General features: G+C 69.4%; 16 protein-coding genes. 8 read left to right on the top strand and 8 right to left on the bottom strand.

What is annotated here, in order from left to right; genetic code table 11:
• Nucleotides 1-133: 133 nt before the first annotated feature.
• The 3 genes from O5I81_RS02005 to O5I81_RS01995 all read left to right on the top strand — a co-directional run bounded on the left by O5I81_RS02005 (nucleotide 134) and on the right by O5I81_RS01995 (nucleotide 2,994).
• Nucleotides 134-1,072 carry an ABC transporter ATP-binding protein gene (locus O5I81_RS02005; protein ID WP_271067268.1) on the top strand — a complete coding sequence of 313 codons (939 nt, stop codon included), beginning with the start codon at nucleotides 134-136 and terminating at the stop codon, nucleotides 1,070-1,072.
• A complete protein-coding gene (locus tag O5I81_RS02000) occupies nucleotides 1,069-1,830 on the top strand; it encodes an ABC transporter permease (protein ID WP_271067267.1) in 762 nt (253 codons plus the stop codon). The genes O5I81_RS02005 and O5I81_RS02000 overlap by 4 nt, the downstream gene beginning before the upstream one ends.
• A gap of 234 nt (nucleotides 1,831-2,064) precedes the next feature.
• Nucleotides 2,065-2,994 (top strand): HWE histidine kinase domain-containing protein, encoded by a 930-nt coding sequence (locus O5I81_RS01995; RefSeq protein WP_348637298.1) that lies wholly within the window; start codon nucleotides 2,065-2,067, stop codon nucleotides 2,992-2,994.
• Here the strand turns inward: O5I81_RS01995 and O5I81_RS01990 are convergent.
• The 7 genes from O5I81_RS01990 to O5I81_RS01960 form a co-directional block, all read right to left on the bottom strand.
• A complete protein-coding gene (locus O5I81_RS01990; protein WP_271067266.1) occupies nucleotides 2,924-4,459 on the bottom strand; it encodes an MATE family efflux transporter in 1,536 nt (511 codons plus the stop codon). The genes O5I81_RS01995 and O5I81_RS01990 overlap by 71 nt on opposite strands.
• A gap of 221 nt (nucleotides 4,460-4,680) precedes the next feature.
• Entirely contained in the window at nucleotides 4,681-5,367 is a 687-nt protein-coding gene (locus O5I81_RS01985) for a M23 family metallopeptidase (protein ID WP_271067265.1), read from the bottom strand.
• 124 nt (nucleotides 5,368-5,491) lie between these two features.
• Nucleotides 5,492-5,914 (bottom strand): hypothetical protein, encoded by a 423-nt coding sequence (locus O5I81_RS01980; protein ID WP_271067264.1) that lies wholly within the window; start codon nucleotides 5,912-5,914, stop codon nucleotides 5,492-5,494.
• Between the two features lie 4 nt (nucleotides 5,915-5,918).
• Nucleotides 5,919-11,366, bottom strand: a complete 5,448-nt coding sequence (locus O5I81_RS01975) for an AAA domain-containing protein (RefSeq protein ID WP_271067263.1) — start codon at nucleotides 11,364-11,366, stop codon at nucleotides 5,919-5,921.
• Complete coding sequence (locus O5I81_RS01970; protein WP_271067262.1) at nucleotides 11,363-12,568, bottom strand: M48 family metalloprotease; 1,206 nt, start codon at nucleotides 12,566-12,568, stop codon at nucleotides 11,363-11,365. Before O5I81_RS01970 ends, O5I81_RS01975 begins: the two co-directional genes overlap by 4 nt.
• A gap of 75 nt (nucleotides 12,569-12,643) precedes the next feature.
• Entirely contained in the window at nucleotides 12,644-13,591 is a 948-nt protein-coding gene (locus O5I81_RS01965; RefSeq protein WP_271067261.1) for an SMP-30/gluconolactonase/LRE family protein, read from the bottom strand.
• Nucleotides 13,592-13,702: 111 nt separating this feature from the next.
• Entirely contained in the window at nucleotides 13,703-14,173 is a 471-nt protein-coding gene (locus O5I81_RS01960) for an NUDIX domain-containing protein (protein WP_271067260.1), read from the bottom strand.
• A gap of 201 nt (nucleotides 14,174-14,374) precedes the next feature.
• On the opposite strand from O5I81_RS01960, the gene O5I81_RS01955 reads away from it, so the two are divergent.
• The 5 genes from O5I81_RS01955 (at nucleotide 14,375) to O5I81_RS01935 (ending at nucleotide 17,812) form a co-directional block, all read left to right on the top strand.
• The gene (locus O5I81_RS01955; protein WP_271067259.1) at nucleotides 14,375-15,121 is read left to right on the top strand and encodes an SDR family oxidoreductase; all 747 of its coding nucleotides are present in this window, start codon (nucleotides 14,375-14,377) and stop codon (nucleotides 15,119-15,121) included.
• Between the two features lie 49 nt (nucleotides 15,122-15,170).
• Nucleotides 15,171-15,554 (top strand): dihydroneopterin aldolase, encoded by a 384-nt coding sequence (folB, locus tag O5I81_RS01950; RefSeq protein WP_271069088.1) that lies wholly within the window; start codon nucleotides 15,171-15,173, stop codon nucleotides 15,552-15,554.
• 26 nt (nucleotides 15,555-15,580) lie between these two features.
• Nucleotides 15,581-16,096, top strand: a complete 516-nt coding sequence (locus O5I81_RS01945; protein ID WP_271067258.1) for a hypothetical protein — start codon at nucleotides 15,581-15,583, stop codon at nucleotides 16,094-16,096.
• 87 nt (nucleotides 16,097-16,183) lie between these two features.
• Nucleotides 16,184-16,597 carry a hypothetical protein gene (locus tag O5I81_RS01940; RefSeq protein ID WP_271067257.1) on the top strand — a complete coding sequence of 138 codons (414 nt, stop codon included), beginning with the start codon at nucleotides 16,184-16,186 and terminating at the stop codon, nucleotides 16,595-16,597.
• Nucleotides 16,598-16,732: 135 nt separating this feature from the next.
• Complete coding sequence (locus O5I81_RS01935; protein ID WP_271067256.1) at nucleotides 16,733-17,812, top strand: tetratricopeptide repeat protein; 1,080 nt, start codon at nucleotides 16,733-16,735, stop codon at nucleotides 17,810-17,812.
• A 95-nt stretch (nucleotides 17,813-17,907) separates the two neighbouring features.
• On the opposite strand, the gene O5I81_RS01930 is transcribed toward O5I81_RS01935, so the two are convergent.
• Complete coding sequence (locus O5I81_RS01930; protein ID WP_271067255.1) at nucleotides 17,908-18,798, bottom strand: branched-chain amino acid aminotransferase; 891 nt, start codon at nucleotides 18,796-18,798, stop codon at nucleotides 17,908-17,910.
• Between the last annotated feature and the right edge of the window lie 74 nt (nucleotides 18,799-18,872).

Here is an 18,872-nt window from a genome sequence, read left to right as displayed (position 1 = left end):
GGGGCCACTCTGTCGGGCCGCGTTCAAACGATAGTTTAGTTATCGCGGTTCACGTGGGGAAGGGGCTTGCGTCGAATCCTAGCCAAACGGCGCCGGACACCCTACCTGCAGGCCTCAGACGCTGGGGAAGCCGTTGCAACCGATCATCTCGATAACCGACCTGTCGAAACGCTATGCGACAGGCCACGCGGCCCTGACCGACGTGAACCTCGACATCCGCCCGGGCGAGATCTTCGCCCTGCTGGGCCCGAACGGGGCGGGCAAGACCACCCTGATCAGCATCATCTGCGGCATCGTCAATGCGACGGAAGGCCGGGTGATCGCCGACGGGCATGACATCTCGAAGGACTACCGCTCGGCGCGCACCAAGATCGGCCTGGTGCCGCAGGAGCTCAGCACCGACGCCTTCGAGGCGGTGATCGACACGGTGAAGTTCAGCCGCGGCCTGTTCGGCAAGGCCCCCAACCCGGCCTACATCGAGAAGATCCTGCGCGACCTCAGCCTCTGGGAAAAGCGCAACGACAAGATCATGACCCTGAGCGGCGGCATGAAGCGTCGGGTGATGATCGCCAAGGCGCTGAGCCACGAGCCGCGCATCCTCTTCCTCGACGAGCCGACCGCCGGGGTCGATGTCGAGCTGCGCCGCGACATGTGGCAGATGATCGGCAAGCTGCGCGAGACCGGCGTCACCATCATCCTGACCACCCACTACATCGAGGAGGCCGAGGAGATGGCCGACCGGGTGGGGGTGATCAGCAAGGGCCGCATCGTGCTGGTCGAGGACAAGACCACCCTGATGCGCAAGCTCGGCAAGAAGCAGCTGACCCTGCATCTGCAGGCGCCGCTGCAGGCCCTGCCGCCTGAACTGGCCGGGGAGGCGCTGGAGCTGAGCGCCGACGGCCAGGACCTGATCTACAGCTTCGACGCCCAGGCCGAGGAGACCGGCATCGCCGCCCTGATCCGCCGCCTCAGCGGCCTGGGGATCGACTTCAAGGACCTCAAGACCCACCAGTCCAGCCTGGAGGAGATCTTCGTCTCCCTGGTGCACAGCGACGCCCGGAGCGGCCAATGAACATCCACGCCATCCGCGCCATCTACCTGTTCGAGATGCACCGGACGTTCCGGACGTTGATGCAGTCGATCGCCTCACCCGTCCTGTCGACCAGCCTCTATTTCGTGGTCTTCGGCAGCGCCATCGGCGGCCGCATGGGCGAGATCGACGGGGTGCCCTACGGCGCCTACATCATCCCCGGCCTGCTGATGCTCAGCCTGCTGACGGAAAGCATCTCCAACGCCAGCTTCGGCATCTACATGCCCAAGTGGAGCGGGACGATCTACGAGGTCCTGTCGGCCCCGATCAGCTGGTTCGAGGTGGTCTGCGGCTACGTCGGGGCGGCGGCCAGCAAGTCGATCCTGCTGGGACTGATCATCCTGATCACCGCGCGGTTCTTCGTGCCCTACGAGATCCAGCACCCGGTCCTGATGTTCGGCTTCCTGGTGCTGACCGCCTTCACCTTCAGCCTGTTCGGCTTCGTCATCGGCATCTGGGCCGACGGCTTCGAGAAGCTGCAGATCGTGCCGATGCTGATCGTCACCCCGCTGACCTTCTTAGGGGGAAGCTTCTATTCGATCAGCATGCTGCCGGAGGTCTGGCAGAAGATCACCCTGTTCAACCCGGTGGTCTATCTGGTCAGCGGCTTCCGCTGGAGTTTCTACGGGGTGTCGGACGTCGGTGTCGGGGTCAGCATCGCCGCGACGCTGGCGTTCATGGCGCTGTGCCTGGTGGCGATCTGGTGGATTTTCAAGACGGGGTATCGGCTGCGGGCATGACAGGTCCTCCCCCATCGGGGGAGGGGGACCGCGCGCGGATACGCGCGGGGTGGAGGGGGTCCCCACCGGCGGCCGGGCCAGCATCGTCGCAGACGTCCGCGGTGACCCCCTCCGTCAGCGGCTGCGCCGCTGCCACCTCCCCCGATGGGGGAGGAACTGATGGTTCGTCCGCGCATACCCGGTGACGCCCTGCGCCATTCTCGGTAGGGTCGGGCAAGTTCGGAGCGTCTCCCCCTGTCCATTCCCCCGCCAGACCTGCGTCTCGAAGCCGTCCTGGAGTCCATCTCCGACGCCTTCTACGCCGTCAGCCCGGAGTGGACCTACGTCATCTTCAACGGCGCCGCAGAGCAGTACTTCGGCGTCACCCGTGACCAGGTGCTGGGCAAGAACATGTGGGAGGTCTTCCCGCAGGGCATCGGCACCCCGTTCGAGACCGTCTGCAAGCGGGCCATGGACGGCCGCAAGGGCGCGGCGTTCGAGAGCCCTTCCCGCTGGCGGCCGGACCGCTGGGTCGAAATCCGCATCACCCCGATGATCGACGGCGGCATCGGCGTGTCGCTGCACGACATCACCGAGCGGCGGAAGGCCGAGCAGGCCCGCGAACTGCTGACCCGGGAGGTGGATCACCGCAGCCGCAATGCGCTGGCCGTCGTCCAGGCCATCGTGCGGCTGACCGAGGGGCCGGACCTGGAGACCTACAAGGAAGCGGTGTTCGGGCGGGTCAACGCCCTGGCCCGGGCCCAGGGGGCGCTGGCCGACCGGCGCTGGGAAGGCGCGCCGCTGCAGGAGCTGGTCGACGAGGCGATGACGGCGTTGGCGACGCCGGAACGCTACAGCCTGCAGGGACCGACCGTTCGCCTCAGCCCCGAGCAGACCCAGCCGGTCAGCATGCTGATCCATGAGCTGGCGACCAACGCCAGCAAGTACGGCGGGCTGTCGACCGCGGCGGGCCGGGTCGCCATCGCCTGGACCCTCGGCGAGGACGGGGCCATCGACCTGAGCTGGCGCGAGAGCGGCGGGCCGCCGGTCTCGCCCCCGAGCCGGCCCGGGTTCGGCTCACGGCTGATGACCCAGCTGGCCCGGCAGATGGCCGCTACACTGTCTCAGGCCTGGGAGCCTTCGGGGCTGGTGGTGACGCTGGCGATTCCGGCCCCGAAAGGTTGACCCCGTCCATCGCCCGCTCGCGGGGCAGCCCGTGGCCGGTGTCCGGCGGTTCGCCCATGGCCGGGCGGTCGCCCAGCATCTGGGCCTTCTTCCAGCGGCCGGCCTTGTAGTAGGCGCCCGACAGGGCCAGGGCGACGGCCGAGCCGAAGGCGAAGCTCCACCAGACCGCGTCGGGGCCCCAGATCGGCTCGAGGAGATAGGCGAAGGGGACGCGGACCAGAATGATGGACAGCGTCAGGATGATCAGCGGCGGCCAGACGTCACCCGTCGCCCGGACGGTGGCCAACAGCACGATGGTCACGCCGAACGGGATGAAGGTCCACACCACCAGCTGGTTGATATGGGTGGCGATGGCGACGGCGGCGCTGTCGACCGGCAGGAAGAGGCCCAGCACCAGGGGGGCGGCGACGTAGAGCACCGCCACCATCGCCCCGGTCAGGATGATGTTGAAGACGATGCCGGCGCGGGTGACCCGGGCCACCCGGTCCCAGAGGCCGGCCCCGACGTTCTGGGCCGCCATCGAGGAGACCGCGGCCCCGATCGACAGGGCCGGCATCTGCACATAGGTCCACAGCTGGGCGGCGACCCCGTAGGCGGCGGCGGTGCGCGAGCCGAAGGAATTGACCAGGCTCATGACGATCAGGGCCGAGGCCGAGATGACGATCATCTGCAGCCCCATGGGAAGTCCCTTGCCGACCAGGGTGCGGATCAGGCCGGCGTCGAGCTTGAGATAGGCGAGGTCCGGTCCTGCCAGCCGCAGGGGATGCTTGCGGGCGTAGAGCAGCACGACCAGGGCGACCAGGGCGACGCCCTGGCTGATCAGGGTGGCCATGGCGGCCCCGGCGATGCCCATCCTCGGAAAGGGGCCGAGGCCGAGGATCAGCACCGGGTTGAAGGCCATGTCGAGGCTGACCGCCAGGATGCTGAACAGGAAGGGCGTGCGGGAATCGCCGGCCCCGCGCAGCAGGGTCATGACCAGGGTCGAGAAGTTCATCAGCGGCAGGGCCAGGAAGATGACCCGCAGATAGGCCCCGGCCAGCGGCAGGGCGTCGTGCGGCGTGCCCATGGCCCGCAGGATGGCGTCCGTCCCCAGCCAGCCGCCGACCGCGAACAGCACCGAGATGATGCTGAAGAAGGCGACGGACGTGCCGACCGCCCGCTTGGCCATGACCAGGTCGCGCCGGCCCATCGACTGGCCGACGACGATGGTCGCCGCCATGCCGACCCCGAACACCGTGCCGATCATCAGGAACAGGACCAGGTTGGCGTTGGAGGTCGCCGCGAGCGCCGCCTCGCCGAGGAAGCGGCCGACCCAGACCGAGTTGATCGAGGCGTTCAGCGATTGCAGGACGCTGGTGCCCAGCACCGGAAGGGCGAAACTGGCCAGTGTGCGGGCGATCGGGCCCTGGGTCAGATCCCGCGTGCGGCCCTGACCCGGGCCTGGAAAGGGCGGGGACTCATCCATGAGCCCAACCTAACGCACAATCGAAGGATTGGTATGCTGGCCGTTCGCTTCCGCAAAACCTGTCATCCTCCGGGCCCGCGAAGCGGGAGCCGGGGGACCCAACTTTCCGCGTGAAAATTGCCGGGAGTCCTTCAGGAGACGGCTTGGGTCCCCCGGTCCGCTACGCGGCCGGAGGATGACAGAGAAGAGAAAATGATCGCAATACCGGACGTCAGAGGGCCCTACCCGTTCGCCGACCTGGCCTTCACCCGGATCGTCCTGGCCACGATCAGGGTCTCGGCATTGAGCCGTTCACCGGCCTTCATGACCTCGAGGTGCACATGGTCGGTGATGCCGGGATAGTGTGACTGCAGGCTGGCCACCGTGCCGATGCTCTGGCCCAGCCGCACCGCGTCTCCGACCACGACGTCGGGATCGACGTAGAAGGCGCGGGCGACATAGCCGAGGGCCGGGTTGGTGATCTCGATGAACTTCAGCGAGGTGTCCCCTCCGTAGGCGTAGCCGATCTTGGTCACGAACCCGCTGATCGGGGCGGCCACGGCCTGGTCGGCCCGGGCGGTATAGTCGACGCCCTCATGCTGGCGGGAGCCGCCGTCGCGGGAGGCGCCGAACTCACCAAAGCCGAAGGCGTCGTGCAGGCGCGGGGCCTGGCCGGTCGGGTTGACGAAGTCGCCGGCCCCGTCGCCGTCGATGTCGAGGCCGCTCCAGACGATCTTGCTGACCATCGGGGCGGGCAGGTTGGCCCTGGGGTTCACCGCCTTGATCAGGCGGGCCATCGGGCTGCCGGCGCGGGGGCCGGGCGGGCCCTTGCCGGCCACGGCGAGGGCGGTAACCGGGGTGAAGACGAGCACGAGCCCGACCGTCTGGGCCAGCGCCGAGCGCCAGCCCTTCGAAGTTTTACGCTGCACTATGGGACCAATTCTCTGGGGAGGGGGATGATGCAGGGCGGCTTGTATCCTCGAAATGAGGCGCTCGCCGGGCAGCATTGATGCGACGTATGGACGCTTTGCGAATGTTGTCAGGGACTTAGCTTCAGGGCGCCGTCCGGTCCTCCAGGTCGGCAACCCTGACAATCGCCACGCCATCGACCATCTTCCGGCTGCCGCTCACCCGCGCCGACGGATGGTGGCGCACAACCAGCTGATCCGCGGCCGTCCAGCCCAGATCGACATCCGGGCCCCCCCAGGCGGCGGCCGGCGCCGCGCCCTGATCATCATCCAGGACCACGACATTGCCCGATCCGTCAACCTTTGCGGCGTGACGGACAATGGACACCTGGCTCGAAAAGCCGGTCGTCGCGCCACAACTGCGCTCGAAGAGGACGGCGTCATGACGGCCGTCCGGGCTGCTGACCCGGCTAATCTCCGTGTTCTCACAGAGATTGGCGATCGAAGGCTGCGAACAGCCGGCCGCCAGAAACAGACCTGTGAGGAGGAGGATCCCGACCGCTCTCACCCGATCAAACCTCGACTTCCTGGTAGCCCTTGCGCAGCTTCTCCTCGACCAGCTTGTCCACCTCGCGTCGGGCGCGCTCGGGCGTGTCCCAGGTCTTGACCATCACCTGGCCCTTGGTCCCGATACGGCCGTAGGCGACCGTCACCTCCAGCCCCTGGGCGCCGATACGCCAGAACTTGTTCGAGCCGCCCTCCTGGAAGCGGAACTCGCGCACGCCCTCGGCCAGGCGGGCGACCGTCTCGTCCGCGGGCGCTTCCGGTTCGGGCTGAACCGCCTCCGGCTCGTCATCATCGTCGGGAAGGGGCGGATCGTCCTGGCCGGCCAGCCGGGCCTCGATGCGGGCGATGACACCTTCGGGATTGCGCACCCAGTCGGCCGACGGGATGTCGACCAGCCGCCATCCGAAGCCGGCCAGCACGGCCGGGCGGAAGACGTAGCGTTCCCGCACCTCGCCGGCCGCGGCCGGGCCGCCGTCGAGCAGGACGCCCAGGGCATAGCCCCCGCCGGCCGGATCCCGGATGGCCAGGTCGCAGCGGAACTGCGAGCGGCCGACATGCTCGTCGACCGCATGGCCCCGGCGCCGCAGGGCCCGCGCCAGACCCGCCCGGTAGACATCGGCCGGGGCGTCCAGGGCGAAGGCGTCGCGCGCCCCGGGATTGAGGGCGGCCAGCACGCTCTGGGACCGGTCCGCCTCGCCCCGGGCGCTGGCCTCGGCGTAGGACAGGAAGGCCTTCAGGGCGGCGGCGCCGTCGTTGTGGGTGTTGGTGATGGCCTCGGCGCCGATGGTCGAGATCACCGCCATGCGGTGCTTGGCGCGGCTGAAGATGACGTTCAGCCGCTTCTCGCCGCCGCGCTGGTTGATGGGCCCGAAGTTCATCAGCATGCGGCCGTCGGGACCCGGGGCATAGCAGATGCTGAGCAGGATGATGTCCCGCTCGTCGCCCTGCACATTCTCCAGGTTCTTGACGAACAGGCCGTTGAACTGGTCGTCGTCCTCGCGGACGTACTCCCGCTCCAGCCGCGCGGCGAAATCGGCGTCCTCCTCGGCCAGGGCTTCGAGAGCGTCCTCGATCTCGCCCTGCTGGGCCTCGGAAAAGGCGACGATGCCCAGGCTGAGGCCGGTTTCCCGCTTCAGCAGCTCGCGCACCAGGCCGGCGATATAGTGGGCCTCAGGCTGGTTGCCGCGCGCCAGATACACCCCGTCCTCGATGCGATGGTAGCTCAGCGGCCGCGCCATCAGCGCATCCGCGCCGCGCGCCGCCGCCGCCTCGTCGTCCGAGCGCAGGGACGATGTCTCGCCGGCTTCCAGCCCGGTGTCGCGGTCCGGGATGGTGATCAGCCGGCCCTCGTAGAAGGCGGCGTTGGAGAAGCTGATCAGGCTTTCGTAGCGGCTGCGGTAGTGCCAGGCCAGCAGGGTGGCCGGCAGGTTGCGGGCCGACTGGCTGAGCAGGCTGTCGGCGTCGAGGCTGATGGTGATTCGCTCACCGTCTTCCTCGGCCGCCACCTGTTCGTCCTCCTCGTCGAGGGCGGCGCTGAAGAAGCTGGTCGGCGGCAGCTGCATCTCGTCGCCGACGATGACCACCTGGCGGGCGCGGCTCAGGGCCGGCACAGCCTCCTCGGTCGGAATCTGGCTGGCCTCGTCGAAGATCACCACGTCGAACAGGTCGCCGACCAGCGGCAGGGTGTCCGAGACCGACAACGGGCTCATCAGCCAGATGGGCTTGAGATCATTGATCACCAGGCCGCTGTCGCCGCTGGCCAGTTCGCGGACCGAGCGATAGCGCATCGACTTGCCGAACTCATGCTCCAGCTCGCGCCGGCCGCCGGCATAGCGCTTCTTGAACGCCTTGCCGCGCTCGTCCAGCTGGGTGACGGACAGGGCGGCGCGCTTGACGTTGTCGAGAAACTGCCGATGCAGGGTGGCGCGCACGGCCTCGGCGTTCTGGTCGAACAGGCGGCGTTCGGCGCGCAGGGCCCGCTGGCTGGCCTCGGCCAGGGCGCGGGCGTCGAAGCGGGCCAGTTCCGGATCGCGGCGCAGCAGGCGGGCGAGGGATTCAGCGACCACCTGCGCCTCAAGCTGGAGCATCGGCAGGTCGTGGCTCTGCAGCATGCCGATGACGGCCGGGCCGGCCCGATGCGCCTCGCCCAGCACGGGGATGAGATCGACGAGGTCGTCCAGCCCCTCGCGCATGTCGCGGACCCATTCGGCCAGGGCCCCGAGCGTGAACCCGGCCGGCAGATCGAGCGTCGCCGCCCGGGCCTTGAGATTGGCCAGGGCCGGCCCCGCCGCCGCCTCGGCGCGGGCCGCGGCGGCCGGATCTGGCGCGGCCGCCAGCCGGTCCTTCAGCCGGCGCAGCAGGGGCGAGCCGGGCAGCCTGGCGGTGATGTCGTCGGTGGCGGCGAGCAGGGCGTCGAGATCGCGCACCCCATAGCGGGCGGCCAGGCCGGCGCGCTCCGCCGAAAGGGCGGCGACGGCGGCCTGGTCGGCGGCGAGGCCTTCCAGCACCTTCACCACAGGCGTCTGAACAGCATGCTGGCTGAAATCGTAGCGACGCCCGATCTCGCCCTTCAGCTTCCACCAGCCGGGGTTGAAGACCTTCAGGAAGGAGGGCTCAAGCCGCCGGGCGATGGCCAGGGCCGACTGGGTGTCGTCGGGGCTCAGTGGCTCGCGCCAGTGAACCACCGCCTTGCCGGTTTCGGACTGGCGATCGACGACGCCCTGAAGACCGGCCCGCGCCTGGCGCAGATCGGCGGCGGCGGTCGAGGTCGGGTCCAGCAGGGCCAGGTGGCCGGCCAGACCCGATTGCACGAAGGCGGCGGAGGCTTCGGCCAGGGCGGCCGCCTCCTCCAGGCCGGTGTCAGCCGAGATCAGCCGGGCGGAATCCTCCAGCACCGGATCGAGCTCGTCGAGCAGGGCTTCCAGGGCGTCAAGCAGGCGGCTGATGGCTCCGAAGGCCTGATCGTTGGCCAGCAGGGCGCCGGACAGCCGCGCGAACGGATGGGCGGCCAGGCTGGCGGACCCCGTGCGCTCGGCCAGCTGCTGGTAGAGGCGGCTGATCAGGCCGCGATGACGGCGCCAGTCGCCGTGGGTCGGCAGCCGCTCGCGCTCGACCGCGTTCAATCCGCCGTCCGGCGGTGGCAGTTCCATGGCCCGGTGCAGCAGGGCGCGGACGCTGCCGCCCAGGCTTTCGGGCGCGGCCCGCATGGCCTGTTCGAAGCGCTCGATGCGATCCAGGGCCTCGGCCAGGCGGTCAACCGTGGCGCCGCGTCCCTGCAACAGGCGTTCACGCCGGTCGCCGCCCTTGGTCCAGCGCTCATAGCTGTCCTTGAGATTGAGGACGAAGGCCTTCTTGTCGGTCTGGCTGTCGTGGATCAGGCAACAGAGGTCGTCGAGGCCCGCCTGCCGCAGCCGGTGGAAGACGACGTCGAGCGCCGCCCGCTTCTCGCAGACGAACAGCACCCGTTTGCCCCGCGCCGCATAGTCGGCGATCAGGTTGGTGATGGTCTGGGATTTGCCGGTGCCGGGCGGCCCCTGGATGATGAAGCTGCGGCCCGTGCGGGACAGGGCGACGGCGGCGGTCTGGGTGGCGTCGGCGGCGATGACGTTCCACTGCTCGGCCAGGGGGATGGCCGGCGGCGCGCCGGTCTCGATGTCGCGGGGCTCGATCGAGAAGATGCGGTCGAAGGCCGGGTTCTCGGTCCCCTCGTCGACCAGCTGGCTGTAGTCGCGGACCAGCGACATCTTGCGGTAGTTGAGGTTGGCCAGGGTGACCTGGGTGAGGTCGAAGTCCCAGGCGTAGCGGTGGCCGTCATCCTGCGGCAGGCTGAAGGTGGCGTGCTCGATCTCGCTGGCCGGGGCGACCATGTAGCGGGGATTGGACTCGAAGCTGGCGCCCACCGCCCCGCGCAGGGGCAGGGCCGAGGGCTGCACCCGCTGGCGGAACAGGGCCAGGCCCAGCGGCCGGTAGTCGGCCCGGTCGTAGCTGAAGTCCGGCTTGCCCGCCGCCGCCCGGCGGCTGGCGGCGCGGCCGCGGCCCTTCTGGAACTGGCGCAGCCGCTGCACCGCCTTCTGGTGGATCAGCTGGATGGCGGGCTTGGTCTGCAGGCGCAACTCGACGCCCGGCTCCGACTGCCTGATCTGGGCCTGCAGGTCGGCGTGGATCTGCTCGACCGAGACCTCATTGAGATCGACCGTCTCCGGCAGGCGGATGTCGTAGAGCTGACGCAGGTGATGGCGCAGGGCGGGATTGAACTCCGCCTCGCCGTCCTCGGCCTCCAGGATGTACTGGTCGCGGACCCCCTTCTTCTTGACCAGCGTCACCGGCAGCCAGAGCAGGGGCGAGAGGATGCGCTCGTCCGGCGCCTCCTTCAGATTGTTCCAGCGCAGGAAGGCCACGACCAGCCGCAGGTTGCTGAAGCCGTAGTCGGCCCGGTCGCGGCGGGTCTCCTGGATCAGCCGGTCCAGGGAGCCCGGCAGATAGGGCTGGTCCTCGAAGCGCAGCCAGCTCTGCAGGGCCATCGGCTTGCCCGAGGTGACGGCCTGGGCGAAGGCGCCGCCCCAGGTGCAGAGCTGCTCGGGCTTGATGCTCTCGATGCGCAGCACCATCGGCACGCTGGCCACCGTCAGGTTGACGCTGGCCTGGGTCGGTTTGAAGTGCAGCAGCCGGTTGCGGCGCGAGAGATCGAACAGGCGGTCGCGCAGGTGGGACAGCACCGCCGTGCGACGGTTGCGAACCCCGGTGGCCGCGGCCAGCACCCGCTGCACCTCCAGCCCGACGGGCTGGTCGCGCCAGGTTTCCAGTCGGCCGATCAGGGCGTTCAGGTCGGTGGCCCGCTGGTGGCGGTTGAGCGCGGTCATTTCCAGGATGACCCCGGCGATCACCGGGTTGAGCGATCCATTGAGGCTGAACAGGTTGTCGCGGCGGGCGGCGAAGGCCTTGAGGTCGTTCTCGTCGCCGAAATCGAGACCGCAGGCGAGACTGGCCAGGATCAGGCCCAGCTGGAAGATGTCGGTGATCTCGTCGTGGTGGCCGAGCGCATGCTCCCAAGCCGCCAGGTCGGGCAGATAGACCGGCTTTGTGACCGGGGCGTCGGCATCGGTCTGGGCCAGCAGGTCCTCGACCGCCTGGCCATCCTCGGCGTCGATGGTCACCCGCAGCTCGCCGACAATGTTGAGGGCCGAACCGGCGCTGGGCTGCACCCGGCGCACGGCGTCGATGTTGAGGCGCGGCAGCCGCCCGTCCGGGCTCTTGAGGCCAAGGATGCCGTCGGCGCCGGCGCTCAGGCTGTCGGGGCCGAGCTCGGCGACACGGCCGTGGCCGTGCAGGGCGGCGACCTGGCGCAGCAGGGGCAGCAGGCAGAACAGCACATCGTCGGTCGGCAGCTTCAGGCCACGCTGGGTGCGGCTGACGGTGCGCAGCGTGACGGGCTCGTCGAGGGGCGTGTCGCTCATCTGGCGCCGCCCTTGCCAAGGCCGCGCGACAGCGACGTGATCTCGCTCTTGGGAAGGCCCGCGTCGGCCTTCAGCGCGGCCAGGAAGGCGTCCTTGCCGCCCATCGCCTGGGCCTGGCGCAGGGCCCGGGCAAGGGCGTGGTCGCGCGTGTCGGGATCGGCGATGGCCAGGTCGAGCATGACGTAGTTCAGATAGCCGCGGACGCTGTCGTCGATCCGCTCCGGGGTCAGCTCGTCATCGGCGGCGGCCGGCTCGGCGGCGGTCCAGTCGGGGAAATAGGCCCGGACCTGGGTCAGCACGGTGTCGCTCTGCAGCTCTTCGTCGGCCAGGAAGCGGGCGATGAAGCGGCGGGTCAGGGCGGTCAGCGCCTGCTGGTCGGACAGGTCGAAGCGGTCGAGGCTGAGCGGGCCGTGCAGCCGTCGCCGAAGCCAGGCCTCGAGGTCCGGATCACGCCGCCACCATTTGTCGATGGCCTGGGCCCGCAGGTAGATTTCGGGGTGGGAATAGGCCTGGGAGACCGAGGCGTCGGCCGCTTCCAGTTCGCCCGCCTGGCCCAGATAGGCGGCCGGATCGACACTGGCCAGGCCCGTCTGCACCTTGACCAGGGTCGAGATCGCCGGCCCCGCCTCGCCGGCCGCCAGGGCCCCGCCCCGGTCGGCGAACAGTTCGGTGTGCAGGCTGTAGAGCCGGGCGGTCTCGATATGGCTCGGCGAGGCGCCCGGATCGGCCAGGGTGTGGTCGAGGATGCGGGCGGCGGTGTGGAAGTCGCCGCCGTCGGCGGACCACAGGCCGTAGTGGGACAGCTCATGCCCCAGCAGGGCGGCCAGCTCGCCCTCGTCCAGCCGCTCGAGCACCGGCCCGTGGAAGACCACATGGGCCTCGCCCGGCAGGAACCGCAGCTGGGCGTTCATGGCGCCGTCGCCGGCCTGATAGAGCGTGGTTTCGGCGGAAAGGCCGAGGCGCGCCATGACCGTCTCGCAGGCGGCATAGACCGGGCCATGGCTGTCGGGCGTCAGCCGATAGGTCTCGCGCAGCAGGTCGGCGCGCAGTTCCCGCGCATGCTGTTCCTGGACGCCAAGCGAGGAAGCCCAGGCCCAGACGGCCGGCTCCGCCGCCTTCAGATAGGCGACCACCTGCCGGTGGTAGGCCAGCGGCTCCAAGCCGGGATTGTCGGACTGCAAACCCACACTCACTCTGCTCATCGTCCCCCGCCCGACCGGCGTCGGCGGCTGACAACCTAGACGGATTGGCGCCGACGCTGGAAGAGCCGACTTCGCCTATCGCTGGTGGATCATCGCCAGGCCCGGCACGGGCGAGCGGGCCTTGAGCACATAGTCGGCGCGGATCGAGCCGATGTAGAGGTCGCGCAGGTCGTCCCCGCCCCAGGTGATGTTGGTCGGGTGGTTGATCAGGGCGCCGGAGGGGTCGTGGCAGACGGTCTCGACCTGGCCCGAGGGGCTGATGGCCACGACCTTGTTGGCGGCCGGCAGGCAGACCCAGAGGTTGCCCTCGGCGTCCAGGCCGACGCCGTCGGTGTAGCCGAGATCGTCGTGGTGCTGGGCCGCCGCCGCGGCCGCGACCACATCGTCTCCCGGCCCCATCAACCGCCCGAGGATGGGGCCATAACGCCGGCCGGGGCCAAGCTTGCCGCCGGGCAGGATGTCGAAGGCCAGGACGTCGGCGCCGCTGGTCTGGGCGCAGTAGAGGGTCTTGTCGTCCGCGCTCAGCGCCATGCCGTTGGGAAACTTCAGGCCCTCGGCGACGATCTCCGAACTGCCGTCCGGACGCAGCACGAAGATGAAGCCGTCGGTGCGGCCGTCCAGGGCCTGGGGCCAGGTCTCGGCGTGGGTGGAGTTGGCGCACCAGATGTTCCCGGCCCGGTCCATGACCGGATAGTTGCAGCTGGTCAGCCGCTTGCCGCCGACTTCGGCCAGCAGGGTCTCGTGGCTTCCGGTGGCCGGGTCGAAGCGCTGCAGGGGCCCCTCGACGCGGTCGTAGATGCCGAAATTGGCGATCAGGATGCGGCCCTGGGGGTCCATGTTGATGCCGTTGGGCGCGCCGCCGGCCGGACCCATGCGGGTGAAGCTGCCGTCCGGGTGGATCTCGGCCACCGCGCACTGGTGGTCGGAGGCAAAGACGCGCCCATCCTTGCCGACGACCACATCCTCAGGCCGGTCGATGCCCACCGCGATCTTCGAGAAGGCCGAGGTTGCGATCCAGGACATGGCGAGGCTCCCTGTATTGTTTTGCGGCCAGTAAGCCCGCCGGCGCGCGCAACATCAACTCTCCCCCCGCGAAAGTGGGGGGAGAGTTTGAATCCGCTGATTTCTCAGCCCTCACCACACCGGCGCCAACTCGGCGCTCAGAAGGGCCTCCTCGATCCGCCGTCGATGGCCCGGCCGCAGCGTGTCCGGCAGGGCGTCCAGGGCGAACCACCCCACCTGCGCGATCTCGCCCTTCGAGGTCGCCGGGCATGGCTCCCAGGCCGGGCACAGGTAGGTCAGCACATGGTCGTTCGGATGGTGCGCATGGTTGGAGTGGATCGAGACCAGCCTCGGCGGCCCGGTCAGCCGCACCCCCGCCTCCTCGACAAGTTCGCGGGCCAGGGCGGTCTCGGCCGTCTCGGCCTTCTCGACGCCGCCGCCGGGCAGGTGCCATCCCTCGACATAAGTGTGCTCGATGAGCAGGACGCGGCCCTCGCTGTCCAGCACGATGCCGCGCACCCCAAGCGTCAGGCCGCGCGCCAGCTTGAACCAGGCGAAGACGAAGGGACGGGCGAAGGGTTCGACGGCGCGGCGCCAGAGCATGAGGCCAGCTTGAGCCAGCCCGGCCCCGCGCGCAATCGCTTGCCCGCCCCGCCCGGCGGCGCTAGGACCGCCGCAACGAAATCGCGGAGCCAAAGCCATGACCGGCTATATCGCCATCGGCATCATCGTCCTGTTCGTGGTCGCCCTCGGCGCCCTGAACCTCTACGAGTTCGGCCGGCTCGACTGAGGACGGTCCAGGCCGTGAGGGGCGTCGCCCTCGTCACCGGCGCCGCGCGCCGCATCGGCCGCGGCCTGGCCCTCGCCGCGGCGGGCGCCGGATATGACCTGGCCATCCATCACCGCAGCCATCCCGAAGACGCCGACAGCCTGGCCCAGGAGGCGGCGGCGCTGGGCGTCAACTGTCTGACCCTGACCGGCGATCTGGCCGATCCCGTCACCGCCTCGGCCCTGCTCGACGCCGCCGGCCGGCTGGGACCCGTGACCCTGCTGATCAACAACGCCTCGCTGTTCGAGGACGACAGCCTGAACAGCCTCAACGCCAACGGGCTGAACGCCCATCTGGCGGTGAACCTTACGGCGCCGGTGCTGCTGTCGCAGGCCTTCGCCCTGCGGCTGCCACGCGGGACCAACGGCTTGATCGTCAACATCCTGGACCAGCGGGTGCTGCGGCCCAATCCGCAGTTCTTCAGCTATTCCCTCAGCAAGGCCGCCCTCTGGTCGGCGACCAGGACCATGGCCCAGGCCCTGGCCCCCCACATCCGGGTCAACGGCATCGGGCCGGGCCCGACCCTGCCGTCGGTGCATCAGGTCCCCGGCGAGTTCGAGGCGGAGGTCGCCGGAACCCTGCTCGGCAAGCCGGTCGATCCGGACGAGATCGCCGCCGCCCTGCGCTATCTGATTGACGCACCGTCAGTGACCGGCCAGATGATCGCCGTGGACGCGGGCCAGCATCTCGGCTGGCGCACGCCCGACATTGTCTCCGGCTAGAGGGGCCGTCATGGCCGTATTGCCCGCCACCTATTCAGACTCTCAACCGATGCTGACCGGCCCCCATCCTTCTGGCAAGGTCGTGGTCAGCAAGATCTTCGTCCACGGCATACAGATCGACGCCGAAGTCGGAGTCTATCCCCACGAGCGGGGCCGCACCCAGCCTCTGGTCGTCGATGTCGAGCTGGACGTCGCCTGGTCGGGGGCCGACCGGCTGGCCGACACCGTCAACTACGAGACCATCGTCGCCGCCGCCAAGGCCGTGGCCGACGAGGGCCATATCGAGCTGGTCGAGGTCTACGCCGAACATCTGGCCGGCCGCGTCATGGCCGATCCGCGCGTCACCCGCGCCCGCATTCGCGTCGACAAGCCGCAAGCCCTGGCCCCGCATGCGGCCGGCGCCGGCGTGGAAATCACCGTGGTGCGGGCCTGATCGCCCATTCGGCCAGGCTTGGTCCGATGCAGCCGCTGACCACCTGGCGGCTGGAGGACGGCGTCCTCATCGAACAGCGCGGCAAGCGCGAACGGCGGGTGGCGCTGAATACCGTGCGCCGCCTGCACCTGACCCCGGCCCGGGGACGGCTGGCGGCGGGGGCCATCCTCGGCCTGCCGCGCGGCCAGCTGGGCGTCTACTCCGGCCAGGCCCTCTCTCTGAAAGCCACCCCGGCCCCCGAGACCTTCGCCCCCTTCGTGGCCGCCCTGGCGAAGGCGACGGCGCAGGCCAGTCCGACGGCCCGGTTCACGGTTCCGGCCATGGCCACCATGGGCACGGTGATCGGCGCGGCCGTCCTTCTCGGCAGTGGGGCCCTGGCGGTCGGCGGCTTCGCGGCCCTGGCCGGGCAGATCGACATCGGCCTGGCCCTGGCCTCGCACATGGCCTTCGTCGCCATCCTCGCCCTGGCCCTGGTCCCCTGGCTGGATCGGCGGGCGGGACGCTTCGACCCGCTGGCTATTCCGCCGGGGCTGCTGGGGTGACAGCGTATTAATTTGCGGAACGGCCGCCGGGTCCCAACATTAAGCCCATGCGCCACTTCCGGCGCCAACGGAGCAAGAAACCCCACGATGACTGACACTGTCAGCGTTGCCCGATCGCACGAGGACCGCGTCATCCCCTCGGTGATCTACGGCCTCTATTTCATCGGGCCCTTCACCGGTTTCCTGACCACCCTGATCGGCCTGGTCATCGCCTACGCCCAGCGCGGCGGAGCCGGTCCGCGGATGGAGACCCACTACACCCTGCTGATCCGCACCTTCTGGCTCAGCATCGGCTGGGTGCTGGTCGGTCTGGGCCTGACCGTGGTCGGGTTCATCCTGTCGTTCGTGCTGGTCGGTATCCCGGCCTTGATCCTGGGCCTGGTCATCCTGGGCGTCTTCGGGCCCGCCCTGCTGGTCTGGAAGTACATCCGGCTGGTGCTGGGCGCGACCTACCTGGCGCGGGACGAAGCCTATCCCCGACCCATGAGCTGGCTGTTTTAAAGGCAGTTTGACCGCCCGGCGCCCGTCGGGCGGTCGCGCCCGTTAACGAACTTCCCCCCTCAGTTGTGGGGTTTTGACGCCGGCTTGAATGCAGACCCCTTTTCCCGTCACTGTAGGGGACGGGGAGTGTCGATCATGGCCGCAAGGCTCATCGGACTGGTGCTGGGGCTGCTGATCGCCGCCGCCGGCTGGATGGTGGTTCGGCCGCTGGTCGGCAATATCGGGCCGGCCGTGCCCGGCCTCGACCTGGCGGACTTCGAGTCCCTGCGGCCGCTGATCGGCTGGGGCGCCCTGGGCCTCGGCGGCCTTGCCGTGCTGGTCAACCTCTGGCCGAGCCGCAACAAGAGCCGGCGGTCGCTGCCGGTCGGCGTGGATCGGCCCATCACCTTCGCCGACGATCCGCCCGTCGGTCAGCCGGTGCTCAACCCGGACCCGCCGCCGGATCTGAAACTGAACCTGGCGCCGACCGCGCCCGGTCCCTCGCCCTTCCCGATCACCGCCGCGCCGCCGACCCCGGTGGCCGAGCCGGTGCGCGCTGGGCCGGTTGATGTGGCTGTTGCACCCGTGCGCCGCGACCTGCCGCCGGTGGCCCCCGGGCCCGATCCGCAGGGTCCGCCGCAGGAAACCTTCGGCCAGCTGCGCGCCTCGCTGAAGATCAAGGCCCGCGAAGAGAAGTGGGGCGAGGCGGGGGAGATGCTGAAGCGCCTGCCGAAGCTGGCCCTGACCCATCACGACCGCATGGTCGCCGCCCAGGACCTCGGCGATTTCGCCCGCGGCCAGGGGCGTATCGAGGACGCCGCCGAGGCCTATGGCCACGCCCTGTCCTACGCCCGGCTGCTGCATGAGATCGAGCCGGCCGATCCGGTGGCCGCCGCCGATCTGGCCGGGGCGCTGATCAACGTCGGCGACATGGCCACCGACGAGGGCCGCCTCGACGCCGCCCTCGGCGCCTATGAGGACGCCGTCGCCCTGCGCCGCAAGCTGATCGCCAACCACGGCGCCCGCCGTCTCGACCGCCGGGCCCTGAGCATCGCCCTCGAACGTCTGGCCGACGCCCGCGAGGACCGCGGCCACCGCGTGCGGGCCCTGGACCTCTACCGCGAGAGCGTCGAACTGGCCGGCGCCCTGGCGGCGGAGGACCCGCAACGCTACGGCGCCGAACTGCAGGGGTCGCGGACACGGCTGGCGGAGCTCGAAGCGCGGTTGATCAACTAGCCTCAAAGGAAAATGGCAGCCCGGTCGAAGCCGGCGCTGCCCTCATCCGACCCCTTCGGGGCCACCTTCTCCCGACAAGCGGGAGAAGGACCGTATCAGGCCATCGCCGGGACCTGCCCGCGAACCAGCCTGGCGTAGTCGTCCATCAGGGTCAGGGAGATGGTCCCCGGGGTGAAGCGGAACTCGCCGACCTCGGCGACCGGCGTCACTTCGGCGGCGGTGCCGGTGATGAACAACTCGCTGAACGTGCCCAGCTCCTCGAACGGGATGTGGCGCTCGATGATCTGGTAGCCGCGCTCTCCGGCCAGTTTCATCACCGTCTGGCGGGTAATGCCGTTCAGGAAGGCGTCCGGGGTCGGAGTATGGATCACGCCGTCGCGCACCAAGAAGACATTGGCGCCGGTCGCCTCGGCGATATAGCCCCGGTAGTCCCGCATCAGGGCGTCAGCGTAGCCGTCACGCTCAGCGGCATGCTTGGAGATGGTGCAGATCATGTAGAGGCCGGCCGCCTTGGCGTCGGTCGGGGCGGTCGCCGGGTCCGGGCGGCGGTAGAGGGCGTGGGCGAGGCGGATGCCGCGCTTCTTCTCTTCCGGGTCGAAGTAGCTGGGCCAGTCCCACACGGCGATGGCCACGTGGATCTTCGTCTGCTGGGCCGAGACGCCGATCATCTCGCTGCCGCGCCAGGCGATGGGGCGGATGTAGCAGTCGGTCAGGCCGTTCTTCTCGCAGGTCTGCTTGCAGGCCTCGTCGATCTCCTCCACCGTGAAGGGGATCCTGAAGTCCAGGATCTCGGCTGATTTGAACAGCCGCTCGGTGTGGGCGCGCAGTTCGAAAATCTCGCCGTTGTACATCCGCTCACCCTCGAAGACCGAGGAGGCGTAATGGAGACCATGGGTCAGTACGTGCACCTTCGCGTCGCGCCAGGGCACAAATTGCCCGTCCAGCCAAATCCAGCCGTCACGATCATCGAAGGGAACCAGGGACATCGGGATAATTTCTCCTATGCGTTTCAGTATGCCAGACCGGGCCCAACGGTCCAACGCAAACCGGCGTGCTCCAT

This window comes from Caulobacter sp. NIBR1757 (assembly GCF_027912495.1).
In the GTDB taxonomy this organism is placed as follows: domain Bacteria; phylum Pseudomonadota; class Alphaproteobacteria; order Caulobacterales; family Caulobacteraceae; genus Caulobacter.
This window is presented reverse-complemented; position numbering and strand designations above follow the sequence as displayed.

Excerpts from the sequence above, each read along its gene's own strand:
- O5I81_RS01970 (WP_271067262.1), bottom strand. The coding sequence starts at position 12,568 with ATGAGCAGAGTGAGTGTGGGTTTGCAGTCCGACAATCCCGGCTTGGAG.
- folB (WP_271069088.1), top strand. The coding sequence starts at position 15,171 with ATGCTGACCGGCCCCCATCCTTCTGGCAAGGTCGTGGTCAGCAAGATC.
- O5I81_RS01940 (WP_271067257.1), top strand. The coding sequence starts at position 16,184 with ATGACTGACACTGTCAGCGTTGCCCGATCGCACGAGGACCGCGTCATC.
- O5I81_RS01990 (WP_271067266.1), bottom strand. The coding sequence starts at position 4,459 with ATGGATGAGTCCCCGCCCTTTCCAGGCCCGGGTCAGGGCCGCACGCGG.
- O5I81_RS01975 (WP_271067263.1), bottom strand. The coding sequence starts at position 11,366 with ATGAGCGACACGCCCCTCGACGAGCCCGTCACGCTGCGCACCGTCAGC.
- O5I81_RS01935 (WP_271067256.1), top strand. The coding sequence starts at position 16,733 with ATGGCCGCAAGGCTCATCGGACTGGTGCTGGGGCTGCTGATCGCCGCC.
- O5I81_RS01960 (WP_271067260.1), bottom strand. The coding sequence starts at position 14,173 with ATGCTCTGGCGCCGCGCCGTCGAACCCTTCGCCCGTCCCTTCGTCTTC.
- O5I81_RS01965 (WP_271067261.1), bottom strand. The coding sequence starts at position 13,591 with ATGTCCTGGATCGCAACCTCGGCCTTCTCGAAGATCGCGGTGGGCATC.
- O5I81_RS02000 (WP_271067267.1), top strand. The coding sequence starts at position 1,069 with ATGAACATCCACGCCATCCGCGCCATCTACCTGTTCGAGATGCACCGG.
- O5I81_RS01945 (WP_271067258.1), top strand. The coding sequence starts at position 15,581 with ATGCAGCCGCTGACCACCTGGCGGCTGGAGGACGGCGTCCTCATCGAA.
- O5I81_RS01930 (WP_271067255.1), bottom strand. The coding sequence starts at position 18,798 with ATGTCCCTGGTTCCCTTCGATGATCGTGACGGCTGGATTTGGCTGGAC.